The following is a 26,347-nucleotide window of genomic DNA, read 5'->3' on the forward strand; positions in this document are numbered from 1 at the left end:
GTATGCGAGACATCTATCTCACTCAACCGACGTCCAGACGCAGGAGATCTTCCTCCGTCTCACGCCGGACGATCACTCGTGCCGCCCCGTCGTTGACCACCACGACCGGGGGCCGAAGGGCATGGTTGTAGTTGCTCGCCATCGACCGGCAGTAGGCACCGGTCGCGGGTACGGCGAGCAGGTCCCCGGGGGCGACGTCAGCGGGCAGGAACGCGTCCTTGACCACGATGTCGCCGCTCTCGCAGTGCTTCCCGACGACGCGCGAGAGCATCGGCGCGGCATCGGAGGTACGCGAGACCAGGGCGACGCTGTACTCGGCGTCGTACAGCGCGGTACGAATATTGTCCGACATCCCGCCGTCGACGCTGACATAGGTCCGCAAACCCTCCAGCGGCTTGATCGTCCCCACCTCGTACAGCGTGAACGCGGTCGGGCCGACGATGGCCCGCCCCGGCTCGACCGAGATGCGGGGGGTGCGCAGCCCTGCGGACTCGCACTCCCGGGTGACGATCTCGTGCAGCGCCTTCGCGATGTGGTGCGGCTCGCGGGGGTCGTCGGCGGGGGTGTACGCGATCCCGAGACCGCCGCCGAGGTCGATCTCGGGCAGTTCGACGCCGTGCTCGTCCCGGATCTGACGCAGCAGACCGACGACGCGGTGTGCGGCCACCTCGAAGCCGGAGGTGTCGAAGATCTGGGAACCGATGTGGGAGTGGAGCCCGACCAGTTCCAGGCCGTCCAGCGTGAGGGCCCTGCGGACGGCTTCGGCGGCCTGGCCGCCGGCCAGCGGAATGCCGAACTTCTGGTCTTCGTGCGCGGTGGCGATGAACTCGTGCGTGTGTGCTTCCACACCGACCGTGACCCGGATCTGCACCCGCTGGCGCACCCCGAGGCCGGAGGCGATGTGGGCGACGCGCACGATCTCCTGGAAGGAGTCGAGGACGATCCGCCCGACCCCGGCCCGGATGGCGCGCTCGATCTCGTCGGGCGACTTGTTGTTGCCGTGGTAGGCGATGCGATCGGCGGGCATTCCCGCATCGAGGGCGGTGTTCAACTCGCCACCGGAACACACGTCGAGGTTGAGCCCCTCCTCGTGCAGCCAGCGCACCACGGCCCGGCTCAGGAACGCCTTGCCGGCGTAGAAGACGTCGGCGTTCTCCCCGAAGGCGTCCGCCCAGGCGCGGCAGCGGGCCCGGAAGTCCACCTCGTCGAGGATGTAGGCGGGGGTGCCGAACTCCTCGGCCAGGCGGGTGACTTCGATGCCACCGACGGTGACCACACCGTCCTCGTCACGACGGACGGTACGCGCCCAGACCTTCTCATCGAGGGCGTTCAGGTCGGCCGGGGGCGCGGAGTAGTGCCCCTCGGGGAGCACATCGGCGTGACGGGGCCCGGCGGGGTGTGCGGAACGGCTCATGGTGTCTCTCTCACAGATGTACGGGTGCGCTGATGCCGAGCAGGGACAGACCACCGGCCAGCACCGTCCCGGCGGCTTCGGCGAGGGCGAGCCGGGAGCGGTGGGCGGCCCTGGGTTTCTCGTCACCGAGGGGGAGGACGGCGTGCTGGAAGTCGAGCAGGGCGTCGGCGATCGCCTCAAGGTGCCGGGCGAGCCGGTCGGGCGCCCCCAGCCGGGCGGCGGAGGCCAGGACGCCGGGGTAGTCCTCGACGAGCCCGGCGAGCGGCGTCTCCACCTGCTCATCGGGCACGCCGACGAAGCCCAGCTGGGCGGCGTTACGGGTGAGGGCGTGGGCCCGGGAGTGCGCGTAGCGGACCTGGAAGAGCGGGTTGTCCTCGCGCTGGTGGAGGAAGTGGGCCGGGGGCCGGGGACGGTCGTGAGCGGCAGCGGAGAGCATGGCCCACCGGGTCGCATCGTCGTTCGGCCCGCCCGGTTCCAGGGCTTCCGAGTAACCGTCCCCCTCGGCGCACCCCTGTGTCGCCCGGAGCTGCTGAACCGTCCGGGCCCAGAGCCGGGCGCGGAGGTCGTCGGCACCCTGGCCGCGGGGCGCGTCGTACGGCGTCATCTCCGACTGCGCCCGAAGACCTTCCGGCTGTCCGTCCCGGTGTCCGTAGCGCAGCCCCTGCTCCAGCACGCGCCGTACGAGGTCCTGCTGTGCGCCGGCCCGCAGCGTGATGTTGAGGAAACCCGGCCCGGTGATCTCGATGCCGGCGATCCGTGGGTCATCGGCGATCCGCGCCCGCAGGGTCTCGGCGACGGCCCGGGGCGGCTGCCCCGCGGGGCCTGCGAGCCTGAGCGCAACGTTGGTGGCGTAGTCCCCGCACCCGCCCGGACGGGGTCGCTCCACACTGATCCGCTCGGGGACGGGCGCACTGAGCACACCGTCCTGCACCGCGCGATGCACAGCGTGCAGCACGGTTCGTGAGAGCTCAGCGGGGGTCACGGGACAAGCGTAGGGGAGGGAGGGGGGCGCTTAGCGAACGTGTTTCGACATGCGGTCAGCCACGGGCACTCCCCGCGTGCCCGGCCCCGTGCCGTCCGTCGACGGAGGGCGGGCCGTCCCGCCGCATCAAGCGCTCCACGAGCCGGACCAACTCGGTGGGCTCGAAGGGCTTGGCCAGAAAGGCGTCGACGCCCGCCGCGATACCGCTCTCGACCTCGTACTGTGTGCAGGCACTGATGATCGCAACGGGCAGATGGCTGGTTGCGGCATCGGCCCGCAGTCGAGCGGCGGTGCGGAGCCCGTCGAGCCTCGGCATGACGACGTCGAGCGTGACGACATCGGGGCGCACCTGCTGGACGACCTCCAGGCACTCGGCACCATCAGCCGCGGTCACGACCTCGAAGCCCTCCAGCTCAAGGTTGACCCTGATCAACTGCCGGATGACTCGGTTGTCATCGACAACGAGCACACGGCCGGACGCGCCTGACACAACTTGAGGGTAGGTCGCCGCCCAGGTTCCCGTCCGGGTTTTCCCCACTTCCACCCCGTGCGAGCGACCCCACCACACCCACACGGACGCCCGCCCACCGCCGTTCGTCCGAGGTGGAAGGGGGTGCGGGACGGCTCCGAGGGACGCGTGGGGCGATGGAAATACCTGTTCATGGGGAGCCCATGGGAGCTGGTAGTGTTCTACCCGTCACCGCCGAACGGCACTGCCGGGCGGGGTGGTACGCCCCCGTAGCTCAGGGGATAGAGCAACGGCCTCCGGAGCCGTGTGCGCAGGTTCGAATCCTGCCGGGGGCACCGTAGTTCAGGTGCCAAAAAGACTGCCTGATCAGCTGAAACGCTGGTCGGGCAGTTTGCATGTCAGGCATCATCCCGCAGCCCCTTCCACGTCAGGGACTCCAAGGACGTGGTGCGCCAGCCCTTCGCCGTCGGGCGCGGAGCGTAGGCGCGCAGGGTGGGCGCGGATCGTGCCGTGCGCGATGGTGGGCTGAGCGGTACTCGCGGCCCGGCAGCGGGGGCTTCGTCTCAGAACAGCGCCAGGCCCTCGCCGCTGGTGTCCGCGACGACCGGGCGGGGCTGGGCGGGGAGGCGGTCCAGGCGGTCGGGGCCCGCTGCGGTGGCCACCGTGGGGGCCGTGTCGGCCAGCCACGCGCGGAAGCGCTCGGCGGCCTCGCGGTAGGGGACCCGTGCCAGGACACGGTGCTCGCCTGCGGGGCAGAAGTCGACCGTGACCATGAACAGGCAGGACCGGGGCGTGTTCTGACTGCCCGTCCAGGACACCCGCAGAACGCCGCAGGGCTCGCGACCCCGCGAACCCCGGTGGCTCGGGCGCAGTGACCGGCAGCCTATGAAGGCGGTCCAGGCGGCCAGGTGCGGCAGTGGCAGGACGGTGCGTGCGCGACAGCCAGTGCAGCGGTGCCAGTGGCGCAGCCAGTCGGCGGCGTCGGTGTGGAAGAGGCGGGTGTAGCGATGCGCCACGCGGACATCGTTGGCGTACAGATGGTCGGGGCGTTCCCGCGTGTTGCAGGACTGGCAGACGGGGGCGCGGACGTAGCCGTGTTCGTGGCAGTGGTCGAGGACCGTGGCGGGCGCACCGTGGCAGACCGCGCACAACCACCCGGCCACCTTCCTGGCGATGCCGGGCTTCCTGCTGAGCACCGAGTACAGCTGACCTTCGAGCTCCTTGCCGTACGGGTGCGGTGGGACAGCGGGCTCCTCGGGGCTCGTTGACCGGCGGCCTTCGGCTTTCTCGGCCCGGCGGGTACGGGAGGGCGCCTGGGGCGGCACGGTCGTGGCCGTCTCACGGGTCCGCGCGGCCCGCAGCCACCGTGCCTCGGCGTGCTCGGCCGCATCGAGCAGCCGCACCAGCGCGCGGGGCAGCCACCACGTCGGCAGGATTCCGTCGCGGGTCTGCTCTACGAGCATCCGTCGCCAGTCGATCCCCGCCAGATGGCAGCCGGGACCGCCCGGCTCCCGCAGTTCCTCCGCGACGCAACGCCGCCAGCGCAGGGGCGCCTGCTCGCCGTGTTCCGGTTCCGGCGCCCCGCGGAACGGACCGACGCGGACCAGGTCCCGCCGGTCCAGCCCCAGCGCGTTCAGTTCCTCGGCGGCCCGGCGCACCTCGCGCTCCGCGACGCCCCACCGCCCTCCGTCCACCCCGACCGTCGCCACCACACGGCTCCCGAGCAGGACGTGCCCCGTCCGGGCACGGGCGGGTGAGCGGGTGAGGGCCCCGGAAGCCGTGGGCACGGCACCGCCTGCCGTGAGACCGACCCACAGTGCGTCCGCGACGTCCAGGGTGATCAGGCCGTCCGCTCGGCCGGGCACGACACGCTCCGTCATGCCGACAGGCTAACGGCGTCGACCGACCCGCCGACGGTTCTTCGAGCGCCCCGGCCGGGATGCCCGTTGGCGGCCGGCGGGGTTCGCGTCACGGGCCTGAGTCGCGCCTGCCCGGGGGAATCAGGGCCTGGTACGGCTGATTCGCCGTGCCTTCGATGACGACCCAGGGGTTGGTGGTGTCGTCCGGCCCGGGGGCGCTTTCGCGAGTCGCGATGAGTTCTGTGGGGTGGAGCGGTCGTACTGTCGAACCCGTTACCGAGGAGGACTTCGATGCGCAGCGTGACCTATTCGATGAACGTCTCACTCGACGGCTACATCGTGGGACCGGACGGCGGCTTCGACTGGAGCGGGCCCGACCCGGAGGTCTTTCGCTTCTGGATCGACGAGATTCGAGAGGTCGGCGTCCACCTGCTGGGGCGGCGGCTGTACGAGACGATGCTGTACTGGGAAACCGCCGACCAGGGTGCACCGCTCGACGACGCGACGCGTGAGTGGATCTCCCTCTGGAACCCGCTGCCGAAGGTGGTGTTCTCCACCACCTTGTCGGCCGTGGAGGGTCATGCCCGGCTGGCTTCCGGTGGTGTGGCGGAGGAGATCGAGCGGTTGCGCGCCGAGCCGGGGGAAGGTGACATCGCCATCGGGGGCGCGACTCTCGCCGCCGAGGCGGCTGCGGCGGGGCTGATCGACGAGTACCGGGCCGTTGTCTACCCGGTGTTGGTGGGCGGGGGCATTCCGTTCTTTCCCCAGGACGAGCGCCATGTGGACCTCGAACTCGTCGAGACCCGTAGGTTCAACTCAAAGGTCTATCTGCGCCACCGCGTGGCGCGCTAGCCGTCAGCGCTCACCGCGTGACCGCTGACGGCTCATCCTGCCCGCCGTTGCGCAGCGCTAGATGCCGAGGGTGGTGAAGGGGCGGCAGCGGAAGGGTGGGGAGTGGGTGGGGTCGAGGCGGTTGAGGACGAGTTGGGCGACGTTCGGGTCGATGGCCAGGCCGAGGTGGCCTGCCGAGTCCAGCCTGCACCTGTCCTGGAGCACGATGTTGGTGACGTTGTCCCCGCCGGTGAGCAGACCGTTGGTGTACGGCGTGACGACGGTGTCGTAGCGGGTGACGATGCTGGTGTACGTCGGTCCGGGCACGGCGACCGGGCCGTCGTTGAGCTTGGCGAGGAAGGCCGAGCCCGGCAGATAGTCCGTACAGGCTCCACAGCCGACACCCGTGAGCAGGCCCTGGAGTTTAAGGGCGGCTGCGAGGGTCGCCAGGCCGTTCAGCGTGGTGCCGCGGAAGTTGGAACCGAATCCGATGAAGTCGTCGACCTTTGTGGCTCCGCCCAGGTACTTGATGTAGTACGCGGGGACGGTGGTTCCCTCGGAGTGGCCGACGATGTCGACCTTTGCGGCTCCTGTGGCGGCTCGGACGCGGTCGACGAACGCGCCGACCTCGGCTGCGCTGTCCGCCATGGGAGCGAGTCCGCCGGCCAGGCCCCCCAGCACCGTTTTGCCGTACGTCTCGGAGAAGACGCAGTAGCCGGCGGAGCGGAGGGTGGGCGCCAGGGTTAGGAAGTTGTCCCAGCTGTTGCCGCCGAGTCCGTGGACGAGGACCACCGGCTCGGGGTGGGCAGCGCTGGGGCGGCAGGACCAGTTGTTCCACCCTGACCGCGGCGGCGCGTCGGCGGATGCCGTCGTCGTCAGGGTGGTCGAAGCGAGTACGGACAGCGCGAGCGCTGCCAGGAACGTGCGGAGCTTGGCCATGGGGCGACTCCTTGTTCGCGGTAGGTTACTCGAAAGTAGAGCACGCACTCTTGTTAGGAACAAGGCATCGTTTCCAAAGAAGGAGAACGGCTCGAAGGGCACATGCGGGGCGTGGGACGTGATGGGCCGTCAGGCGGCGCTGAGGCCGGAACTGATCACCGTGTAGAAACGGTCGAGTCCGGCCTGGAGGGAGGTGCGATCGGCAGGCTCCGCGGTGCCGGCGTCCAGGAGCCAGTCCGCGATGATGTCGAAGAGGCCGCCGATCAGCCCCATGGCCACCGCCCGCGACTGCGGGCCGGCGACGATGCCCAACCGCCGCCAGGCGCTCTCGACGAAGGAGGCCGCCCATCGGCGATTGGTCCGGCGCTGCGCCTCGACCAGCGGGGTCACGGCCCGGCCCTCGCCGAACGTCACGCGCGCCACCCGGACGTCATCCACGAAGGCGTCCGCAAAGTGCCGGATGAGGGCCCGCGCGGCCTCTCCCTCGTCCTGGTTGTCGCCCAGGGCTTCCAGTGCCGTGGTGAGACGTTCGGTCACGTCCTTGACGATGCGGTCGAGCAGCGCCAGGTACAGGGCTTCCTTGCCGGTGAAGACCTCGTAGAAGCTCTTGGTCCCGACGTACGCGTGCTTGCAGATCTGCTCGATCGAGGTGTCCTGGTAACCCTGCGCGGAGAACAGCTCCAAGGCTGCGTCCAGGAGGTCCTCGCGGCGCCTGGCCCGGCGCTCTGCGGCGTCCAGACCGCGGATCCGCCGCCCTTTGCCGCCTTCGTCACCCACCGCCGCACCAGCCACCGGCCCAAGATACAGGCCGTCACACCCGGGCCTCACGAACGAGAAAGAGGTTAGGCTAACCTAACTTCATGTCGGTTGCTGATATGTCGGGTTACACGCACGTCGAGACGGCGGCCTCGGTGGTGCCGCTCCGGTGGGCCGCCCCGGTGGCCGGTGGGGCCGAGGTGCGGGCTCCCTATCTGCTGACCACCGCCATCTTTGACGGGAGCGATTCTTCCGGTCCGGCGTTCAGCGAGCCGCACACCCATGTCGAAGCGCTCCTCATGTGGCCCCACGCCCGGTCCATGACGCTCCACACCAGTGCGGGGGTGCGGCGGCTGATCCCCGGGCAGGGGGTCTGGGTGCCGCCGGGGGTTCCCCATGCCGCCACTGCGGACCCCGGTGGCGTCGCCTGCTACACCTACGTGGCGCGTTCCGCGATCCCCGATCGCTGGACGTCCTTGCGGATGGTGAAGGTGGGGCGGGCGCTTCAGGAGATGCTGATCCACCTCGACGCGACGCCCATGCCCGACGACCTCCGACTGCGGACCCAGCGGGTCATTCTGGAGATGCTCCAGGAGGACCCGCTTCCGGTGCTGGAGGTGCCCGTTCCGGTGGACTGGCGCATCCGGGCGCTCGCGGACGACGTCCTACGCGATCCGGACAGCGACCGTTCGGTGGAGGAGTGGGCGGCCCGGCACTCGCTCAGCGTGCGGACGGTCACCCGGGCGTTCAGCCGTGACATCGGCATGTCGTTCACCCGCTGGCGCTCGCTCGTGCGGATGTCGGCCGCAACGGCGATGCTCACGCAGGGCCAACCGGTCAACCTGGTCGCGCACCGCTGCGGATACTCGACGACCAGTGCGTTCAGCGCCGCGTTCCGACGGGTCACCGGGGCGAGTCCCACGGAGTACCTCCGCGAGCGCTCCGTGGCCGCGGCTCCCTGAAGCGCGGCTTTCTGAAGCCCTTGTCGAGCGACCGGTGGGCGGCCCGCCGGGTGGTGGCCGATTCACGACGCACCATGGCCGGGACGCGACGCCCGAGAGCTCAGGGGTTCCCTAGCGTTGACCGAAGTGAGGGTTACCTAACTTCGGAAGGCCGACACCGCCCCTGCGCTCCGGCCACGCCCATGTCTCGCACCGCCGCGACGGCCCTCACCCCTGACAGCCGTCGCGATCCCTCGCGGTGCGCACAGCCGAGGAGAACCATGTCCCTACCCACGGTCGTCCCCGCGGCCTCCCCTACTCCGGCGCCCCGCCGACCGGCCAAGGTCTGGACCCGGGTCGCGGGACTCGCCGTCGCCGCCGCCCTCGTCCTGACGGGTTGCGGAGGTACCGCCGCCTCGGGCTCCGACGGGGAGGGGAAGTCCGAGAAGAAGACCTCATCCGCCGCGTTCCCGGTCAGCATCAAGCACGCGCACGGCACCACCGAGATCCCCGAGAAGCCCAAGCGCGTCATCGCCGTCAGTTGGATGTCCCTGGATGTCGTGGCCGCACTCGGCACCGTTCCCGTCGGTGTCGACGAGCAGTGGGGCGGTGACAAGGACGGCTACAACCCCTGGTTCAGGACCCAGGTCGAAAAGCTCGGCGGGGAACTCCCCGAGATCCTCAACTACGGCGACGCCGGAGAGATGGACTTCGAGCAGATCCTCTCCCTCGACCCCGACCTCATCATCGGTCTGTACTCCGGCATCTCGGACGTCGACTACAAGCGGCTCTCCGAGATCGCGCCCACGCTGCCGTATCTGGAGAAGCCCTTCGACGGCGGCACCTGGCAGAACATGACACGCACCATCGGCAAGGCCCTCGGCGAGAGCGACAAGGCGGAGGCGCTGGTGACCGATGTGGAGGGCCAACTCGCGACCGTCGCGAAGGAGAACCCCCAGTTCAAGGGGAAGACCTTCGCCTACGGCGTCGCCCTCACCCCCGGCTCCACCGAGGTCGGAATGTACGTCCCCTACGACCCGCGGGTGCGACTGCTCACCGAGATGGGCTTCGAGAACACCCCGTCCATGAAGGTCATCACCGACACCGTCAAGGGCACCAACTGGTACGGCGGCGTCAGCCTGGAGAAGCTCGACACCGTCGAGGCCGATGTGTTCGTGGCCTGGGCCAACGACCCCAAGGAGATCGGGTACTCCCTGAAGGACCCCCTCTTCAAGCGCTGGGCGCCGATCAAGACCAAGAACTACGCCTTCGTCAAGGACGCCACCCTCGGCATGGCGACCAGCGGACCCACCGTGCTCTCCATCCCCTGGGCCATGGAGCGGTACGTGCCGATGCTCGTTGACGCGGTCGCGGGCAAGGGGACCCCCGCCTCCTGAGCCGGCGCAAGCGCCCTCGTACCCCGCACCACCCATCCACGAGGATCACCCGTGACGACGACCGCATCACCCCCCGCACGGCGTGACGCACCAGACCCGTACTCCGGTACGGGTCTGGTGCCGCGCCACCGGCACCGCTTCGCGGTGCTGTTCGCCGCCATCGCGGTGCTCCTCGCCATGACCGTCCTCAGCGTCATGGTCGGCGCCCGCGGGATCTCACCGGGGACCGTGTGGGACGCCCTGTTCCACTTCGACTCCTCCCTCGACGAGCACGTCATGGTCCGCGAACTGCGCGTGCCGCGCACCCTGATCGGTGTGCTGGTCGGCGCCGCGCTCGGCATGTGCGGCGCCCTCATCCAGGCGTTCACCCGCAATCCGCTGGCCGACCCCGGCGTGCTCGGCGTCAACGCGGGCGCGGGATTCGCCGTGACCTTCGCGATCGCCGTGCTCGGCCTCACCGATCCGGCCCAGTTCGTGTGGTTCGCGCTCGCCGGCGCGTTCGGGCTGACCGTCCTCGTCTACACCCTCGGATCGCTGGGCGCAGACCGGGCCACCCCCGTGAAGCTCACGCTCGCCGGGGTGGCGCTCACCGCCGTGTTCAGCGGCTTCACCTCCGCCCTCACCCTGAAGAGCCTGGCCACACTCGACCTGATGCGGTTCTGGGGCGTCGGCTCCATCGGCGGACGCAGCCTCGACATCCTCCCCATCGCCGTCCCGCTCATCGGGGCCGGACTCCTCATCGGACTGCTCTCCGCCCGCCCGCTCAATGCGCTCGCGCTCGGCGACGACGCCGCCCGTGCACTGGGGGTGCCCCTCGGGGTGACCCGGGTGGGGGTTGTCCTCGCGGTCACCCTGCTCGCGGGAACCGCCGTCGCCGTCGCCGGTCCCATCGCCTTCGTCGGGCTGATGGTGCCGCACGTGGTCCGCTGGTTCACCGGTCCCGACCAGCGCTGGATCCTGCCGCTGACGATCCTCGTCGCGCCCGCCTTCCTGCTGGCCGCCGACGTCGTGGGACGGGTGGTGCTGCCCTCCGGAGAGCTTCGGGTGGGCCTCGTCACCGCGCTCGTCGGCGCCCCCGTCCTGGTCGCCCTCGTACGACGTCGGAAGGTGAGCGGACTGTGAGCGACCACCCCATCCGAGAGCGGGAACCCGCTGTGCTCACCGCCCGCGTCCCGACCCGGGCGCCCGCCCCGGTCACGCTCGACAAGCCTCCCGTACGCGTCGACTTCGGGCGTTCCACCTGGACCGTACGACGGTACGGAGCCGCCCTGCGCGTGGACCGTCGCACCGTCCTGGTCTGTCTCGCGCTCACGGCCGCCGTCTGCGTGCTCAGCGTGCTGACCCTGGGGACGGGCTCCATCTCGCTGACCCCCACCCAAGTGCTGACCGCGCTCTTCGACGCCGATTCGGAGCGTCGGGCGCGGCTCGTCGTCGTGGACTGGCGGCTGCCGAGGCTGCTGTTCGCGCTCCTGTGCGGCGCCGCGCTGGCCATCAGCGGGGCGATCTTCCAGTCCCTGACCAAGAATCCGCTCGGCTCCCCCGACATCATCGGCTTCTCCTCCGGCTCCTACGCCGGGGCGAGCGTCGTGATGCTGCTCTTCGGCACCGCGAACTACCTCGCGGTCGGTACCGGTTCGCTGATCGGCGGGGCCGTGGCCGCGCTGGTGGTGTACCTCCTCGCGTACCGGGGCGGGCTGCACCCCTTCCGGCTGATCATCGTCGGCATCGCCGTCGGCGCCGGGCTCAGCTCACTGACCTCGATGCTGCTGCTGTCGGTGAGTCCGCACCAGGCGATGCTCGCCGCAACCTGGGCGGCCGGGTCCCTCAGCGGTCTGGGCTTCGGGGAACTGGGCCCGACCGTCATCGTCTTCGTCGCCCTGCTGCTCTGTTCGGTCGCGGTCGTACGGCCCCTGGTCCAGTTGGAGATGGGCGACGACACCGCGGTCGCCCTCGGTGTCCGTGCGCAGCGCGCCCGGCTGGCCGGAACCGTCGTCGGGGTGGCGCTCACCGCCCTGGTGACCGCCGCCGTCGGCCCGATCGCCTTCATCGCACTGGCCGCCCCGCAGATCTCCCAGCGGCTGACGCGGAGTTCCACCACGCTGCGGATCGTGCCGGCCGCGCTCACCGGGGCCCTGGTCCTGGTCGCGGCCGACTTCGCCGCGCTGCGCATCGACCTGCCGGTCGGAGTGGTGACCGTCTGCGTCGGCGGGGTCTACCTCGCCTGGCTCCTCGCCCGTCAGTACGCGGCCCGCCGATGAGCACCACCCCGCTCGCACCCCAAGGACCCCTCATGCCCCCGAAGACCGACCACCCCGAACCCCACGGCACCTCAGCCGCCGTATCCGTCCGGCAGGACTCCATGAGCACCGCGGAAGGCGGTACGCCCCAGGGGGGAGCCCCGCGGCTTGAGGTGCGCGACGCGACCATCGGCTACGCCCGCCACCCCGTCTCCGAACATCTGGACCTACGGATACCGGACGGTTCCTTCACGGCGATCATCGGCCCGAACGCCTGCGGCAAGTCGACCCTGCTGCGTGCGGTGGCCCGGTTGCTCGCACCCAGCGGGGGCCAGGTGCTGCTGGACGGCCGGTCGATCTCCGAGTACCGCTCCAAGGAGGTCGCACGCCGGCTCGGGCTGCTGCCTCAGACCTCCCTGGCGCCGGACGGCATCAGCGTCGCGGAACTGGTCGCCCGGGGCCGCTACCCCCATCAGAAGATGACCCGCCAGTGGACCGCCGAGGACGAGCGAGCCGTCGCCGAGGCGATGACCGCGACCTCGGTCACCGATCTGTCCGGGCGGCTCGTCGACGAACTCTCCGGCGGCCAGCGCCAACGCGTGTGGGTGGCGATGGTCCTCGCCCAGCAGACGCCCGTCCTCCTCCTGGACGAGCCGACCACGTTCCTCGACATCGCCCATCAGATCGACCTGCTGGAACTCTTCACGGACCTGCACCGCTCGGGTCGTACGCTCGTCGCGGTCCTGCACGACCTCAACCACGCCGCCCGCTATGCGTCCCACCTGGTCGCCATGCGGGACGGGCGGGTCGTCGCCCAGGGCCCGCCGGGCGAGGTGATGACGGCCGATCTGGTGCACGAGGTGTTCGAACTGCCCTGCCGTGTGGTGCCCGACCCGGAGACGGGCACCCCGATGGTCGTACCGCTGGCTCGCCGCCGGGAGACCGTATGAGCCGGGACACGCACAGCATGAACCGGGGCACCCACACCATGAGCCGGGATGCGCGCACACGGTCCGCCGGGGGCGCCGGACCGCTGTTCAAGATGGCGCTGCTGCGGGGCGGGCGGGGGCTGCGACTGGGCCTCACCACCGTCGCGTTCATGCTCCACCAGCTCTGCGAGGCGCTGGTGCCGATCCTCATCGGCGTCATCATCGACCGGGCACTCGAACCCGCCGACCCCGGTGCCCTGCTGCGCTGGCTCGCCGTGCTCGCCGGGGTGTTCCTCGTCCTGTCGCTCTCCTACCAGCGGGCGTCGGCCGCGATGGTCAACGTCTACGGCTACGCCGAGCACGAGTTGCGCCAACTCACCATGACGCGCCTCCTCGACCCGTACGGGCTGCGTCGCCGCCCCGGCGCGGGTGAGGCGCTGTCCCTGGTGACCTCCGACACCTACCGGGTCGCCGGGGTGTCCTGGAGCGTCGTCGAGCAGGCGGCGACGATCACCGCGATCCTCACCGCTTCGACGGCGCTGCTGCTCATCTCCGTACCCCTCGCGCTCGGGGTCATCGCCAGTACGGTCCTGGTGCTGGTGTTGATGCGACGGCTAGCGATGCCGCTGGAGGCACGCGGGATGGCCGAGCAGGGCTCGGCCGCCCGTGCCGGGGAGGTCGCCACCGACATGATCACCGGGCTGCGGGTGCTGTCCGGCATGAACGCCCAGACCGAGGCCGCGGACCGCTACCGCGCCGCGAGCGAGGCATCGAAGCGCGGTGCCGTCGCCGCGGCGCGCGCTGTCCTCGGGTACTCGGCCCTCAGCCTGTCGCTGTCCGGTGTCTTCCTGGCCGGGCTCGCCACCGCTTCCGGCTATCTCGCCCTCCGGGGCGAGCTCACCATCGGCCAGTTGGTGACCGTCCTCGGTCTCGCCCAGTTCCTCCAGGGCTCGCTCGCCCACGTCGGAACGTTCGCTTCCAACTGGGCCCACAAGCGGGCGTCCGCCCGGCGGATCGGCGAGTTGCTGGCCGAACCGCCGCTGATCACCGTACCGGCGGCGGGAACGGTACCGGCGGTAGGAACCGTGCCAGCGGCGGGAACGGTGCCGGTTCAGCGGTCGGCGGTCGACGCATCGACCGCGCCCGATTCGACCGCACCCACTCCCTGGGCCGTCCCGGTCGTCTGGCAGCCGCCCGGCCACGGGACGCCGGTGGAGTTGGTGCCCGGCGAGCTCATCGGGTTTGTGCCCCGGCACCCGGCGCACGCACGGGACCTCAGCGACCGGCTGGCCTGTCGCGTCCCACCCGTCCGCGGGGACATCGTCATCGACGGCGCCGACGCCGTCGACCTCGGCCCCGAGACGGTCCGCGCACACATCGCGGCACCGCCCCACCGGGGCACCCTCTTCTCCGGCACCCTGCGGTCCAATCTGACCCCGCCCGGTGTCGCCCCCGTACCCGACGTGGTCAGGGCGGCGGTACTGGATGACGTACTGGAGCACATCGGCGGCCCGGACGCCGACATCGGCGAGCACGGGCGCAGGCTGTCGGGCGGGCAACGCCAACGTCTGCTGCTGGCACGGGCACTGCACGCGGACGCCCCCGTGGTCGTTCTGGACGAACCAGCCACCGCGGTCGATCCGGTGACCGAACGACGGATCGCGGAGGGGCTCGGCCGGCTGACGGGCACCACCGTGCTGATCACCACGAGCCGCATTCTGCTCTCCACCTGCGACCGGGTGGTCGACCTCACCGGAGCGACCGGGGACGGCGCCGACGACCCCACCCACGGCGGTCGAGCAGACGACGAATCGAACGGAACCCTGCGGTGACCCCGACCTCTTCCGGCCCGAAGCTGCCCATGGTCACGGACCCTGAGACTGAGACTGAGACTGAGACTGAGACTGCCGCTGCCGCTGGTGCTGATGCCGATGCCGCCGAGGCGGGCGCGGGGCGTCGGCTGCCCGTCGCGACACCCGCCCGGACGCGACGGGAGGTGATCCGCCGACTCGGTGACCACCGCCGACGGTTGGCCACCACGCTGGGCGTACTGCTCGCCGGGACCGCCAGCACCCTGACCACCCCTCCCCTGCTCGGCGCCATCGTCGACACGGTCGTCGACCGGGCCGGAACCGGGCGCCTGCTCGCCCTCGGCGCCGCCCTCGTCTGCGCCTCGCTCATCGGTGCCGCACTCGTCTACCTCGGTGGCCGGATGCTGGTCGCCCTGGTCCAGGACGTCCTGGCCGGGCTGCGCGAGGACGTGTTCGACGCCGCGGTGCGACTGCCCGCCGACACCCTGGAGGCGTCCGGCACTTCCGATGTGGTCTCCCGGGTCACGGGCGATGTCGAGGCAGTGTCCGAAGCCGCTTCGGGAGTGCTGCCCGAACTCACCGGCGCGGCCCTCACCATCGGCTTGACCGTGGCCGGCCTCGCCGTCCTCGACCCGCGCCTCGCGGTCGCCGGACTCGTCTGCGTACCCCTGCACTGGTACGCGACCCGGCGGTTCCTCGCCCGCTCGCACCACGTGTACGGGGACATCCGCCAGTTGGAGTCCACGCGCGGGCAGACCGTCATCGAAGCGGTACGGGGAGCCGAGACGATCCGGGCGTACCGTGCGCAGGACGTGCATCTGAGCGAACTCGCCGTGCGCAGCGAACGCGCCATCGAGCGGCAGCGCGACGGGGTACGGCTGCGCAACAGCTTCTTCGCGGTGCTGAACACGGCCGAGTACGTGGGCCTGGCCGCCGTGTTGATCACCGGGTACGCACTGCTCGGCCGGGACGCGATCACCCTGGGGGCGGCCACGGCAGCCGCCCTCTACTTCCACCGGTTGTTCGGCCCGATCGGTGTGTTGCTGACCAGCTTGGACGACCTCCAACGCGCCACGGTGGGCCTGGCCCGGCTGGTCGGCGTCACCGATCTGGCCCCGCCACGCGACTCCGCGCCCGAGCCCGCGCCGCACCCGCTGCGGGCACCCGCCGTCGCGGTGACCGGCGTCTCGTACACGTACGACGGCGCCGCCCGCGAGGCCCTGCGCGACATCACCCTGTCCGTCCCCGGTGGCAGGACCGTGGCCCTGGTGGGCGCCAGCGGCTCGGGCAAGAGCACCCTGGCGCGACTGATCGCGGGGGTCGGCCGGCCGGGGCGGGGCCGGATCACGGTCGGCGCCGGGGCACAGCGGGTCGCCGGCTATCTGGTGACCCAGGAGGTGCACCTCTTCGGCGGCACGCTCGCCGACAACCTCCGCCTCGCCAAGCCGGACGCGACCGATGGAGAACTGGTCACCGCACTGCGCGAGACGGGTGCCGACTGGGCGCTGGAGCCGGGCCGGGGACTCGATGCGGTCCTCGGCGGTCCGGACGGTGTGCCTCTGGACGACGGATCGGTACAACATCTGGCGCTGGCCCGGGCGCTGCTCGCCGACCCACCCGTCCTCGTGCTCGACGAGCCGACCGCGGAGTCGGGCCCGTCGAGTCGGACCGTCCTCGGCGCGGCTCTCGAACGGGTCACGCGCGACCGGACGAGCGTGATCGTCGCCCACCGGCTGGAACAGGCACGGGACTGCGACCACATCGTCCTCCTCAAGGACGGGAAGGTGGCCGAAGAGGGCACGCATCAGGCGCTGCTGGCCTCGGCGGGCGAGTACGCGGGACTGTGGAGCGCCTATGCGAGTCGCCCCGCACCACACACCTCGGGAGAGCAGCCAACCACGGCCGCCCCCGGAACCCACCCCAACGCGGCACCGGCACCCACCGCCGGTGCGCAAGTCGACAAGGAGCACTGAACCGTGGAGATCTACCGAGCCGTCGTCGCCAGGGTCGAGACCCTCACCCCCACCATGATCCGTGTGACGCTGACCGGCCCGGAACTGCCGGGGTTCACCTCGACGGGTGTGGGCGACGAGTACGTGCGCCTGTTCTTCCCCCACGGCCCGGACCGTTCGGACCTCTCCCTGCCCGTCGCGACGGAAACGAGTTGGGAGACCCCCGAGGGCCGTCCCACCGCACCCATGCGGACGTACACGATCCGCGCGGTGCGGCCGGAGCAGAACGAGATCGACATCGACTTCGTCGTGCACGACCACGGGGTGGCCGCGACCTGGGCGTCTGGCGCCGGGCCGGGTGATCCGTTGGGCTTCAACTCCCCCACCGGGCTCTACGACCCGCCGAAGGACATCACCCGTCAGATCCTGGTCGCGGACCAGACCGGGCTGCCCGCCGTGGCACGACTGCTGGAGAACACCCCGGACCACATCACCACCAGGGTCATCGTCGAAGTGCCCGACGAGGCGTCGGTGCAGCCACTGCCGGTCCACCCGCGCACCAAGGTCACCTGGGCGTACGGGGGCAACGGCCACGGCCCGAGCCGACTGGCTGACCTGGTGACGGCGGCGCTGCCCGATGACAGCGATCTCACCGGGACCTATGTGTGGACGGCGGGTGAGACCACGGCGCTGCGCACCGTGCGCAAACACTTCCGCAAGACGCTGGGCCTGTCGTCCGACCGGTTCAAGGTGGTCGGCTACTGGTCGCCCAACGCCGACTCGTGGACGGAGCGTTGGGAAGCCCTTCCGGCCGAGGTGAAGGCGGAGCTGGAGGCGCTGTGGGAGGACCCGGTGGACGATCTGGAGGACGTCACGATCGCCTATGAGGAGAGGTTGAGTGTGTTGGGGCTCTGAGCTCTGAGGCGGTTTCGGGGTGCCTGTTCGTTGGGCTTGGCCCTGGGGGCCGAGGGGGCCGTTCGTTGGGCTCGGCCCCGGGGGCCGAAGGGTCCGTCCTCAAGCGCCGGACGGGCTGGGAGGGCTCGGGTTCGGGGGTGCTGGGCTTTGGGGGGTCCGGGTGCGGGTCTGGGGTGGGGTGCGGGTGGTGGGGGTGCTTTCGGGCGTGACTCCTCAGCGTCGGCGGCCAGCGGCTGATCCGTAGGTTTCAGCTCTGGATGCCGCCAACGCTTCCGGGGACACCCCCTGCGCGCCCCCAGAACACCAGCCAAGGGGCTCAGGGGTCCTCGGCCTGGTCCGCGGGTGCGGGTTGGGGAGGGGGCAGAACACCAACCAGAGCTCCGGGACCTCCGGCCCGATCCACGGGTGGAGGCGAGGGCCCGCGGGACCCCGGCTGAGCGACGAGCAGGGCCCCGGGAGGGTCCCGAACAAACCCGCCAAAGCTTGCGGCACCCCAGCCGATCCACAAACACAGCCTCGGAAGAACCCCGAACAACCCACCAAAGCCTGCGGCACCCCGCCGATCCACAAACACAGCCTCGGGTTGGTTTCAGGGGCGGGCGTCAGGGTGGGGTGAGGCGGCCAGCGGGGGCAGGGGGTCTGCTTTGGGGGGTGGGTGGGGGTGGGTCAGAAGGTGAAGGAGGCGATCACGGGGAGGTGGTCGCTGCCGGTCGGGGGGAGGGTGTGGGCGGACGTCGGTTGGAGGCCGCGGGCGAGGACGTGGTCGATGCGGGCCAGGGGGAAGCGGGCGGGCCAGCTGAAGCCGAAGCCGTCCCCCGCCTCTTCCTGTGCGGAGGTCATGCCGTCCAGGAGCGGAGCGAGGCCGCGGTCGTCCGGTGTGCCGTTGAAGTCGCCCACGAGGAGGAGCCTCGCTGCGGGGTCCCGGTCGACGGCCCGGGTGAGCAGACCTGCCGCGTGGTCGCGGCGGTCGGTGGTGAAGCCGGATTCCGAGGTCACGCGCACCGAAGCGAGATGCGCGACGAACACGGTGACGGGCCCCTGCGGTGTGGTGAGGGTGGCGCGCAGGGCGCGTGGCCACGGCATGATGTCCACGGGTTCGGCCGCCGTCATCGCATGGATGCTCCACAGGCCCACGCCGCCGTGCACGGTGTGGTGTCGGTATCGGGCGGGCAGCCCCCGCTGGAACTCCTCACGTGCGGTGGCGGAGAGTTCTTGGACCGCGATCACCTGGGCACCGGTCTCGGCCAGGGCGCGGGCGGTGCCTGCGGGGTCCGGATTCTCCGCGCCGATGTTGTGGCTGACCACGGTGAGTTCCCCGCCGGCACCCCGTTTGTCGGTGAGTGAACCTCCGAAGAGGGCGAGCCAGGCCAGGCCGGGCAGGAGTGCCGCGATCAGGGCGAGCGGGGCGCGGCGCACCAGTCCGATGAGGAACAGCGGTGGGACCGCCAGCCACGACCAGGGCAGGAACGTGTCGACGAGACTGCCCGAGTTGCGGGCCCCGTTGGGTACGAGGGGATGGGCGAGCAGCGCGACCGTGCACAGCAGGCTCACGGCGGCGGTCCACCGTCCGTTGCGCAGCTGGAACTTTCGCGGTGGTCTGCCGTCTTCGGGGAGCGGCGGAGTGGTGGTGGGGGGTTGCTCGACAATCATGATCGGCCGCCCTGGCGTGCGGCCTCGGCGAGCTGTTCGGCGGCCAGGAAGGCTGCGTCGAGTCCCTCGGCGGGTGTGGTGTTGGGCTTCTGGTGGAGTACGACACCGAGGATCAGCCCCGTGTCCGGTGCTCGTCCGGTCGTGGCGGCCCACATCAGGGCCCCGCCGGCAGGAGTGCTCGATCCGGTCTTGACCCCGATGTTGCCCGCGGTGCCGAGCAGTCGGTTGGTGTTGGCGACGGTGCCCGTGGGGCCGCCGACGGTGACCTCCGGGGTGGCGACGATCGCCCGGAAGGTCGCGTTGCGCATCACCTTCCGGGCCAGTCGCAACTGGTCGTCGGAGGTGCTCATGGTGGTGGGCCCGAGTCCGCTGGCGTCGGTGTACGTGGTGCGCCGCATGTCGAGGTCGGCCGCGGTGCGGTTCATCTTGGCGACGAAGGCCGCTTCGCTTCCCGCGTCCCAACGGGCCAGCAGTCGGGCGATGTTGTTCCCTGAGGGGAGGAGCAGCATCTCCAGCAGTTGCCGTTGGGTCAGGCGTTGACCTGCTTCGACGCGGACGGTCGACTCAACGGACGAGACGGATTCGTCCTCCGCCTGCTGGTCGACGGTGATGAGCGGCCCCGACTGCCCCTGCTTGAGCGGGTGGCCGGTGAGAATGACGTGTGCGGTCATCACCTTGGTGACGCTGGCGATGGGTACGGGTTCCTGTTCGCCACTGGTGCCGGACGCACCGGTGCGGGTGTCGGTGACACTCGCCTGGCCGTCCCGCGGCCACGGCAACGAGAGGGCACCGGTGGACACCGCGCGCTTCGCCTCCCGGTCCTGACCGGTCCCGGTGGAGATGACCCATCCGCCGAGTGCGGTCAGCAGCAGCGTCATCGCCGCGCCCCAGATCACGGGGGCGGGTGCCCGTCGCGGTGGCCGGCGGTCGGGGATCGGACCGTGGTCGGACGGGATGTGCATGGCTGCCTCCAGGCGACGGACACGCGGGATTGCGCATATCGGTCACCTTGGAGGAGGGGTGTGTCCACACCGTCGAGACCACTCGTCGGGCAGCGCTCGGTCGTGTCTCCTGCGTGTATCAGATCGCGGGCGGCACACCTCGGCGGGTACGCGCCACGGCCGGGGTCAGGGGGCGGCCGGGGGCTGGTCGGGAAGGTGGAGCACGGCGAGCGCACCGCCGTCGTCCGCGTTGGAGAGGAGCAGTTCGGCCCCGATGACCCGGGCCTGTCCGAGCGCGATGGTCAGTCCCAGCCCGTGGCCGTGACCGCGTTCCGTGACACCGGTGCGAAACCGCTGCGGGCCGTTGGCCAGCAGGGATTCGGGAAAGCCCGGGCCGTGGTCCCGTACGGTCACGCTCGTGCCGTCCACGCGCACCTCGACGGGCTCGCGGCCGTGGCGGTGGGCGTTGAGCACCAGGTTGGTGATGATGCGGTCCAGGCGACGCGGGTCGGTGGGGACGCGCTGGTCGTGGACGATCACCGTACGGGTGGGCAGCCCGGTCCGTGCCACCGACTCCTCGACGACACTGCCAACCGGCACGATCCGTTCGTCCGCCGCCTCAGCGTTCGCGTCGAGGCGGGAGATCTCCAGGAGGTCTTCGACCAGTCCGCGCAGCACGCGCACCCGGTCCCGTACCAGTTCCGTCGCCGGTCCCTCTGCCAGCAGTTCGGTGGAGGTGACCAGTCCCATCAGCGGGGTGCGCAGTTCATGGGCGACGTCCCCGGTGAACCTCTGTTCGTCGATGAGCCGCTGTTGGAGGGAGTGGGCCATCGAGTCGACCGCTCCGGCGATCTCGGTGACCTCGTCGCCCTTGCGTCCACCCGCACCGGTACGGGTGTCCAGCTCCCCGTCCGCGATGCGTCGAGCGGTGCGCGCCACCCGGCGGAGCCGGCGGCAGAGGAGTTCGCTGAGGACCAGTGAGAGGGGGGTGATCACGCTGAGGGTGGCGGCGGAGACCTTGACGGTGGTGCGGTCCAGGGCGGCCAGATTCCGCTGGGCCGTGCCCATCTCGATTTCCACGGCGAGCACCTGGCCGCCCACCGACTGGCCGGCCCACATCCATGGACCGTGCCGGCTCTCGGTGTCGTACCAGGTGCTGGGCCCGCCTCGGTCGCGTTCCACCCGGCTGAGCAGTTGGGGCGGGATCTCCTCGCCCACCATCACGGTTCCGTCCCGGAACACCTCGTCGCCGCGTGTGTACTGCTCGACGACGGTCTCCAGTTCGCCCAGGGCACGCCCCTCGCCCTCGCCCAGTTGTCGCTGTGCGGTGGCCCGGTGGACGAGCACTCCGACCGTCACCGCCACCGCGCAGGACGTCAGGACCACCAGCGCGGCGATCTTCCACCGCAGTGATCGCCAGTTCCACGAGCTCCGGGAGGGGTCTTCGTTCCGTGTGCGCATCGCGGTCAGCGCCGCAGCTTGTAGCCGAAGCCGCGGACCGTTTCGATGCGGTCCGCGCCGATCTTCCTCCGCAGGCGCTGGACGCAGAGGTCCACAACCCGGCTGTCGCCGTCCCAGCCGTAGTCCCACACGTTGCGCAGCAGTGTCTGTCGGTCCAGGACGATCCCGGGGTGCGCGGCGAACTCCAGCAGGAGTTTGAGCTCGGTGGGGGCCAGGGCGATCCGCTCGCCGTCGCGGAACACGTCGAGCCCTCGGGTGTCCACCGTCAGATCGCCGAAGACGAGCAGGTCACGGTCCGATTCCAGGGCCCCATCGGTGGCGGCGGGATCGGGGGTGAAGGTGGTCCGCCGCAGGAGGGCGCGGATGCGGGCAACCAGTACGGGGGTGTCGACCGGCTTCACCACATAGTCGTCGGCGCCCGCTTCCAGGCCGAACACCACGTCCAGGGAGTCGCCGCGTGCCGACATCATCAGGATCGGGACCTGGCTGGTCTCCCGCACCTTGCGGCACAGCCCGATGCCGTCCAGTTCCGGCAGCATCACATCGAGCAGCAGCAGGTCGGGGGCGTGTTCGCGGAACATCTCCAGCCCGGTCAGGCCGTCGGCGGCCGAGTGCATCCCAAAGCCGTAGCGCGCCAGCGCCATCGAGACGGAGGTGCGGATCACCTCGTCGTCCTCGACGAGGAGGATGATCGGAGCTCCTTCGGGCGGCTGGGGGGTGCCGGGCACGATGTCGTCCTGTGTTGCTGCGCTCACTGCGGGCCTTTCGGTGTGGGGCTCTGGTCCACGATCCTCCCTGTTGGTGTGCCGGAGTCTCGCCGCGAGTGCCTCGACCCGCCGGACCCACTGTGCGACAGTCACCCATCCGTTCTGCGGAGGCCGTGTATCCATCAGGTATGCACTGGGCATCGGCCCGCGCATGTCAGCCGGTGGGCGGTCGCACCTCATTCCCAACGACGTTGCACCGCGGGCGGGTTGGGATCCAACGGGTCCGTACGCCTCTACACTCCAAGCCCCACCGACTTATGGAGGAACGTTGTGAAAGACGAGCGGCAGGCGGCGGACGGGATCGATGCGGGCCAGGCGCACTCCGCCCGCGTCTACGACTACCTGTTGGGTGGCAAGGATCACTACGCGGTCGATGTGGAGGCCGGCGACGCCATGTGTAGGGAGTGGCCGGCCCTCCCGATCCACATGCGGGCCAACCGCGAGTTCATGCACCGGGCAGCGCGCCATGTGGCCCGCGAGGCGGGCATACGGCAGTTCCTGGACATCGGTACGGGGCTGCCCACGTCTCCCAATCTCCATGAGGTGGTCCAGGGCGAGCGTCCGGACTCGGCGGTGGTCTACGTCGACAACGACCCCATCGTCCTCGCCCACGCCCAGGCGCTGCTCACCAGTTCGCCCGGGGGGCGGACCGCCTATGTGGATGCGGACATGCGCACCCCGGACGCCATCATCGACTCCCCCGCGTTCCAGGACGTGCTGGATCTGCGCGAACCGGTGGGGCTGATGATCATCGGCATCCTCCACTTCATCCTGCCCCCCGAGGACCATGCCTTGGTGCGGCGACTGCTCGATCCACTGCCGTCCGGCAGCTATGTGGCGATGTCCATCGGCACGGCCGACTTCGCCCCGGTGGAGGTGGGGCGGGTGGCGTCCGAGTACGAGCGGCGGGGGATGCCGATGTGCCTGCGCACACGGGAGCAGGCCGAGGCGTTCTTCGACGGCTTGGACCTCGTCGAACCGGGCGTTCAGCAGGTGCACAAGTGGCGACCCGGGGCGGATCCGTCACCGGTCGATGACCGTGACATCGCCATGTACGGGGCCGTGGCGCGCAAGCGCTAGTGGGGACGTGCGTACGGGGCGCTGCGGCGGGCCGGGGGTGACGGGAGTCAGTCGGTGATCATTGCGTGGCCGGCACCGTTCTGAGGACCTTGCCCTTGCGGTCGGCCAGGAGATAGCCCGAGCCGTAGGCGTCCGAGAGATAGACCGAGATGCCGGCGGGCGACTGTCGCAGGGAGTTCGGCATGGACAGCACCACATAGCGCGAGGTGGGATTCTTCACGCCCAGATCCCTCTCGGCCCGTTTGATCAGCGCGGGAAGGACGTCCCAGTCGTAGGTGTCGAGCCCCACCGGCTGCTCGCCGCCCATGAGCGTGCCGCTGATCAGGCCGCGGGATGTGCCCTGGCCCACGCGGTAGTCGTAGCTGTCGTAGCGGGTCTTGCTGCCCTTGACCATGGTCCAGGCGGATGCGTACTCCGGGTACACGACAAATCTGCCCACCTGGTCGGTGCCCGCCTTCGCCTTCAGTTCCTTCGTCACGAGCCGCAGCCCGGCGGGGGTCAGCAGGCTGTCCGGCTCGCCCTTCTCCTGCTCCTGGTCCTGTTCCTGCGGGGTGTCGTCCTTCTGTTGTGCTCCCGAGCCCGACGGGGACGCCACGACGCCCTTGGCGTTGGACGGGGAGGCGGCGCCGCCCGGCGTCGCCGAGGTCTTCTTCCCGTCGTCGGGCTCGGGCAACAGGTTCCACACGAGTACGGCGATCAGGGTGGTGGCGAGGAGCGAGGAGACGACGGCCGTCCGGCGCCCGAGCCCGGATCGCCGCGGTGGGGCGGACGGGGGCACGACCGTCGGCGGCAGCCCGCCGTGCCCACCCGTGGCGTACGGGGGAACGGCATCGGCGTGGGAGACGGGCGGGCCGAACGTGCCGAGCGGTGCGGTGGGCGGCACGCCCGCGGGCGCCAGTCGGTACGAGGTCTCGTCCGGTGCGAAAGCGGGCGGTGCGAAGCCGAGCGGTGCATAGCCGGGCGGGCTGCTCTCTCCGCGGGCGGCGGCAGCCAGCATCCGGTCCACGGACTCCGCGTCGGGTCGTGCGGCGGGGTCCCTCACCAGCAGGGCGCTGAGCACTGCGGTCAGCGGACCGGCCTGGCGCGGGGGCGGCAACTCCTCGTTGAGGACGGCGGCGAGCGTGGCCAGCGTCGTCCCCCGGCGCAGCGGATGGTTCCCCTCCACGGCCACGTAGAGCATCATCGCCAACGACCACAGATCGGAACCGGGCCCGCCGTCCTGTCCGGCAATGCGTTCCGGCGCCATGTAGTCGGGCGTGCCGATGAGGGAGCCGGTCGCGGTCAGCACGGTCGACTCGCGGATGGCGGCGATGCCGAAGTCGGTGAGCACGGGGCGGCCGTCCGGCCGTAGCAGCACATTGGCGGGCTTGACGTCCCGGTGTTGGATGCCGACGTCGTGCGCGGCGCGCAGGGCTGCCGATATCTCCAGTCCGAGTGTGGCGGCCTCCACGGGGGCCATCGGTCCACGGGCCAGCCGGTCCTGGAGCGAGCCCCCGGTCACGAGCTCCATGACCAGCCAGGGGTAGGTGTCGTCGCCGCCGTCGACCACGTGGTGGATGGTCACCACATTGGGGTGTTCGACGCGCGCCAGTGCGCGGGCCTCCCTCAACACCCGGGCGCGCAGCAGTCGGGCGGCCTCGGGGTCGTACTCGGCGAGCCCGGGGTCGGGAGGTCGCACCTCCTTCAGCGCCACCGCACGATCCAGTACCAGATCGCGCGCACGCCACACCGTGCCCATGCCACCGCCGCCGAGTCGTGCCTCCAACTCGAAGCGCCCGTCGATGACCCGTCTTGCCGCATCCCCGCCGCTCATGGCCCGGAGCTTACGAGATCGGGGCGACATCCCACTCGTCCGGCCGTCTGGTGGACTTCTGCCGGCCGTGGCGATCAGGCCGGGCGGCGGCCCGACGGGGACGGTCGGCGCGGGCCGCGCACGGCCGGGGCCGTGGCAGTCCGGTCAGGAAGCGCGCTTCTTCGGCGTGGACCGCGCGGTCTTCTTCGCGGCCGTCTTCTTCTCGGCTGCCTTGGCGGCCGTCTTGGCTGTTGTCTTCTTGGCGGCTGTCTTCTTCGTGGCCGTACCGGATTTGGCCGTACTGGCCTTCGCGGTGGTCTTCTTGGGGGATTCCCGCGTGGACGTGCTCTTTTTCGCAGTCCGCTTCCGTCCCTTGATCGACGTCACCTCGGCGACCGCTTCGCCCTCGGCGCCCTCGCCCCTGGCCTCCTGTGCCGCCTTCACACTGCTCTCCAGCGCGGCCATCAGATCGATGACCTTGCCCCCGCGCTCGGCGGGTTCGGCCTCGGGCAGTGCCCCGCCGCCCTCGACCTTGGCGGCGATCATCGATTCGACAGCGGTTCGGTAGTCGTCCTGGAGCGAATCCATGTCCACCTGGCCGAGGGTCTCCATCAAGGCGTCCGCCAGATCGAGTTCCGCGTCCCGGACGGTCACCTCTGTCTCCGGGGCCACCCCTTCGGGGCGTCGGATCTCGTCCGGCCAGAGCAACCCGTGCATGGCGATCACATCGTCGACGACTCGCAACATGCCCAGCCGCTCCCGTCCCCGGAGCGCGAACTTCGCCAGGGCGACCTTCTGGCTCCGCTTGAGCGCTTCGCGCAGGAGCGTGTACGGCTTGGCGGCCGGGACCCCGTTGGCGGAGAGGTAGTAGGCGGCGTCCATCTGCAAGGGGTCGATCGATGCGGCCGGCACGAAGGCCACGATCTCGATCGTCTTGGCCGTCGGCAGCGGGAGGGCGGCGAGGTCCTCGTCCGTGATGGGGATGATCGAGCCGTCGGCCTCCTCGTACCCCTTGCCGATCTCGGCCGCCGTGACCTCCTTGTCCTCCAGTTCGCAGACCTTGCGGTAGCGGATGCGTCCGCCGTCGGCGGTGTGGATCTGGCGGAAGGAGATGGAGTGGTTCTCGGTGGCGTTCACCAGCTTGATCGGGATGCTGACCAGGCCGAAGGAGATCGCGCCGTTCCATATGGATCGCACGTTAGATCCCTTTCATGAGATTCATAC

22 protein-coding genes and 1 tRNA gene are annotated in these 26,347 nt (G+C 70.6%); 11 read left to right on the forward strand and 12 right to left on the reverse strand.

The features are described from left to right. Positions 1-22: 22 nt before the first annotated feature. The 3 genes from lysA to ABZ348_RS03410 are packed head-to-tail and all read right to left on the reverse strand — an operon-like array spanning position 23 to position 2,934. The gene (gene lysA / locus ABZ348_RS03400; RefSeq protein WP_358928865.1) at positions 23-1,414 is read right to left on the reverse strand and encodes a diaminopimelate decarboxylase; all 1,392 of its coding nucleotides are present in this window, start codon (positions 1,412-1,414) and stop codon (positions 23-25) included. Positions 1,415-1,424: 10 nt separating this feature from the next. Continuing rightward, positions 1,425-2,396: an ArgS-related anticodon-binding protein NrtL gene (gene nrtL, locus ABZ348_RS03405; protein WP_358928867.1), complete on the reverse strand. Its 972-nt coding sequence runs from the start codon at positions 2,394-2,396 to the stop codon at positions 1,425-1,427. Positions 2,397-2,451: 55 nt separating this feature from the next. Beyond that, the gene (locus tag ABZ348_RS03410) at positions 2,452-2,934 is read right to left on the reverse strand and encodes a response regulator (protein ID WP_358928869.1); all 483 of its coding nucleotides are present in this window, start codon (positions 2,932-2,934) and stop codon (positions 2,452-2,454) included. A gap of 194 nt (positions 2,935-3,128) precedes the next feature. Between ABZ348_RS03410 and ABZ348_RS03415 the strand changes: the two genes are divergently transcribed. Beyond that, positions 3,129-3,200: transfer RNA gene (locus tag ABZ348_RS03415), tRNA-Arg, on the forward strand. Positions 3,201-3,428: 228 nt separating this feature from the next. Here ABZ348_RS03415 and ABZ348_RS03420 read toward each other — a convergent pair. Further along, positions 3,429-4,745, reverse strand: coding sequence for an endonuclease domain-containing protein (locus ABZ348_RS03420; RefSeq protein ID WP_358928871.1), 1,317 nt, complete (start codon positions 4,743-4,745; stop codon positions 3,429-3,431). Positions 4,746-5,015: 270 nt separating this feature from the next. Between ABZ348_RS03420 and ABZ348_RS03425 the strand changes: the two genes are divergently transcribed. Then, positions 5,016-5,576 (forward strand): dihydrofolate reductase family protein, encoded by a 561-nt coding sequence (locus tag ABZ348_RS03425; RefSeq protein ID WP_358928873.1) that lies wholly within the window; start codon positions 5,016-5,018, stop codon positions 5,574-5,576. Positions 5,577-5,633: 57 nt separating this feature from the next. On the opposite strand, the gene ABZ348_RS03430 is transcribed toward ABZ348_RS03425, so the two are convergent. After that, complete coding sequence (locus ABZ348_RS03430) at positions 5,634-6,494, reverse strand: lipase (RefSeq protein WP_358928875.1); 861 nt, start codon at positions 6,492-6,494, stop codon at positions 5,634-5,636. Between the two features lie 129 nt (positions 6,495-6,623). Then, entirely contained in the window at positions 6,624-7,286 is a 663-nt protein-coding gene (locus ABZ348_RS03435; protein WP_358928877.1) for a TetR/AcrR family transcriptional regulator, read from the reverse strand. A 68-nt stretch (positions 7,287-7,354) separates the two neighbouring features. Between ABZ348_RS03435 and ABZ348_RS03440 the strand changes: the two genes are divergently transcribed. The 8 genes from ABZ348_RS03440 (at position 7,355) to ABZ348_RS03475 (ending at position 17,432) form a co-directional block, all read left to right on the forward strand. Further along, entirely contained in the window at positions 7,355-8,212 is an 858-nt protein-coding gene (locus ABZ348_RS03440; RefSeq protein WP_358928879.1) for an AraC family transcriptional regulator, read from the forward strand. 260 nt (positions 8,213-8,472) lie between these two features. After that, the gene (locus ABZ348_RS03445; protein WP_358928881.1) at positions 8,473-9,588 is read left to right on the forward strand and encodes an iron-siderophore ABC transporter substrate-binding protein; all 1,116 of its coding nucleotides are present in this window, start codon (positions 8,473-8,475) and stop codon (positions 9,586-9,588) included. Positions 9,589-9,639: 51 nt separating this feature from the next. Continuing rightward, complete coding sequence (locus tag ABZ348_RS03450; protein WP_358928883.1) at positions 9,640-10,710, forward strand: iron chelate uptake ABC transporter family permease subunit; 1,071 nt, start codon at positions 9,640-9,642, stop codon at positions 10,708-10,710. Positions 10,711-10,742: 32 nt separating this feature from the next. Continuing rightward, positions 10,743-11,846: an iron chelate uptake ABC transporter family permease subunit gene (locus ABZ348_RS03455; protein WP_358929795.1), complete on the forward strand. Its 1,104-nt coding sequence runs from the start codon at positions 10,743-10,745 to the stop codon at positions 11,844-11,846. A 101-nt stretch (positions 11,847-11,947) separates the two neighbouring features. After that, positions 11,948-12,775: an ABC transporter ATP-binding protein gene (locus tag ABZ348_RS03460; protein ID WP_358929797.1), complete on the forward strand. Its 828-nt coding sequence runs from the start codon at positions 11,948-11,950 to the stop codon at positions 12,773-12,775. Further along, positions 12,772-14,586, forward strand: a complete 1,815-nt coding sequence (locus tag ABZ348_RS03465) for an ABC transporter ATP-binding protein (RefSeq protein ID WP_358928885.1) — start codon at positions 12,772-12,774, stop codon at positions 14,584-14,586. The genes ABZ348_RS03460 and ABZ348_RS03465 overlap by 4 nt, the downstream gene beginning before the upstream one ends. A gap of 164 nt (positions 14,587-14,750) precedes the next feature. Then, positions 14,751-16,538 (forward strand): ABC transporter ATP-binding protein, encoded by a 1,788-nt coding sequence (locus tag ABZ348_RS03470; RefSeq protein ID WP_358928887.1) that lies wholly within the window; start codon positions 14,751-14,753, stop codon positions 16,536-16,538. 3 nt (positions 16,539-16,541) lie between these two features. Next, positions 16,542-17,432: a siderophore-interacting protein gene (locus ABZ348_RS03475; protein ID WP_358928889.1), complete on the forward strand. Its 891-nt coding sequence runs from the start codon at positions 16,542-16,544 to the stop codon at positions 17,430-17,432. Between the two features lie 666 nt (positions 17,433-18,098). On the opposite strand, the gene ABZ348_RS03480 is transcribed toward ABZ348_RS03475, so the two are convergent. The 4 genes from ABZ348_RS03480 to cseB form a co-directional block, all read right to left on the reverse strand. Next, complete coding sequence (locus ABZ348_RS03480) at positions 18,099-19,082, reverse strand: endonuclease/exonuclease/phosphatase family protein (RefSeq protein ID WP_358928891.1); 984 nt, start codon at positions 19,080-19,082, stop codon at positions 18,099-18,101. Further along, positions 19,079-20,044: a D-alanyl-D-alanine carboxypeptidase gene (locus ABZ348_RS03485; protein WP_358928893.1), complete on the reverse strand. Its 966-nt coding sequence runs from the start codon at positions 20,042-20,044 to the stop codon at positions 19,079-19,081. Before ABZ348_RS03485 ends, ABZ348_RS03480 begins: the two co-directional genes overlap by 4 nt. A gap of 165 nt (positions 20,045-20,209) precedes the next feature. Then, a complete protein-coding gene (locus tag ABZ348_RS03490; RefSeq protein ID WP_358928895.1) occupies positions 20,210-21,484 on the reverse strand; it encodes a HAMP domain-containing sensor histidine kinase in 1,275 nt (424 codons plus the stop codon). Positions 21,485-21,489: 5 nt separating this feature from the next. Beyond that, positions 21,490-22,215, reverse strand: a complete 726-nt coding sequence (gene cseB, locus ABZ348_RS03495; protein ID WP_358929799.1) for a two-component system response regulator CseB — start codon at positions 22,213-22,215, stop codon at positions 21,490-21,492. A gap of 306 nt (positions 22,216-22,521) precedes the next feature. On the opposite strand from cseB, the gene ABZ348_RS03500 reads away from it, so the two are divergent. Next, complete coding sequence (locus tag ABZ348_RS03500) at positions 22,522-23,331, forward strand: SAM-dependent methyltransferase (RefSeq protein WP_358928897.1); 810 nt, start codon at positions 22,522-22,524, stop codon at positions 23,329-23,331. A 58-nt stretch (positions 23,332-23,389) separates the two neighbouring features. On the opposite strand, the gene ABZ348_RS03505 is transcribed toward ABZ348_RS03500, so the two are convergent. Next, entirely contained in the window at positions 23,390-25,144 is a 1,755-nt protein-coding gene (locus tag ABZ348_RS03505) for a protein kinase (protein WP_358928899.1), read from the reverse strand. Between the two features lie 144 nt (positions 25,145-25,288). Continuing rightward, on the reverse strand, positions 25,289-26,320 hold the full coding sequence (locus ABZ348_RS03510; protein WP_358928901.1) for a Ku protein: 1,032 nt from the start codon (positions 26,318-26,320) through the stop codon (positions 25,289-25,291). Between the last annotated feature and the right edge of the window lie 27 nt (positions 26,321-26,347).

This window comes from Streptomyces sp. NPDC005963 (assembly GCF_040638655.1).
In the GTDB taxonomy this organism is placed as follows: Bacteria; Actinomycetota; Actinomycetes; order Streptomycetales; family Streptomycetaceae; genus Streptomyces.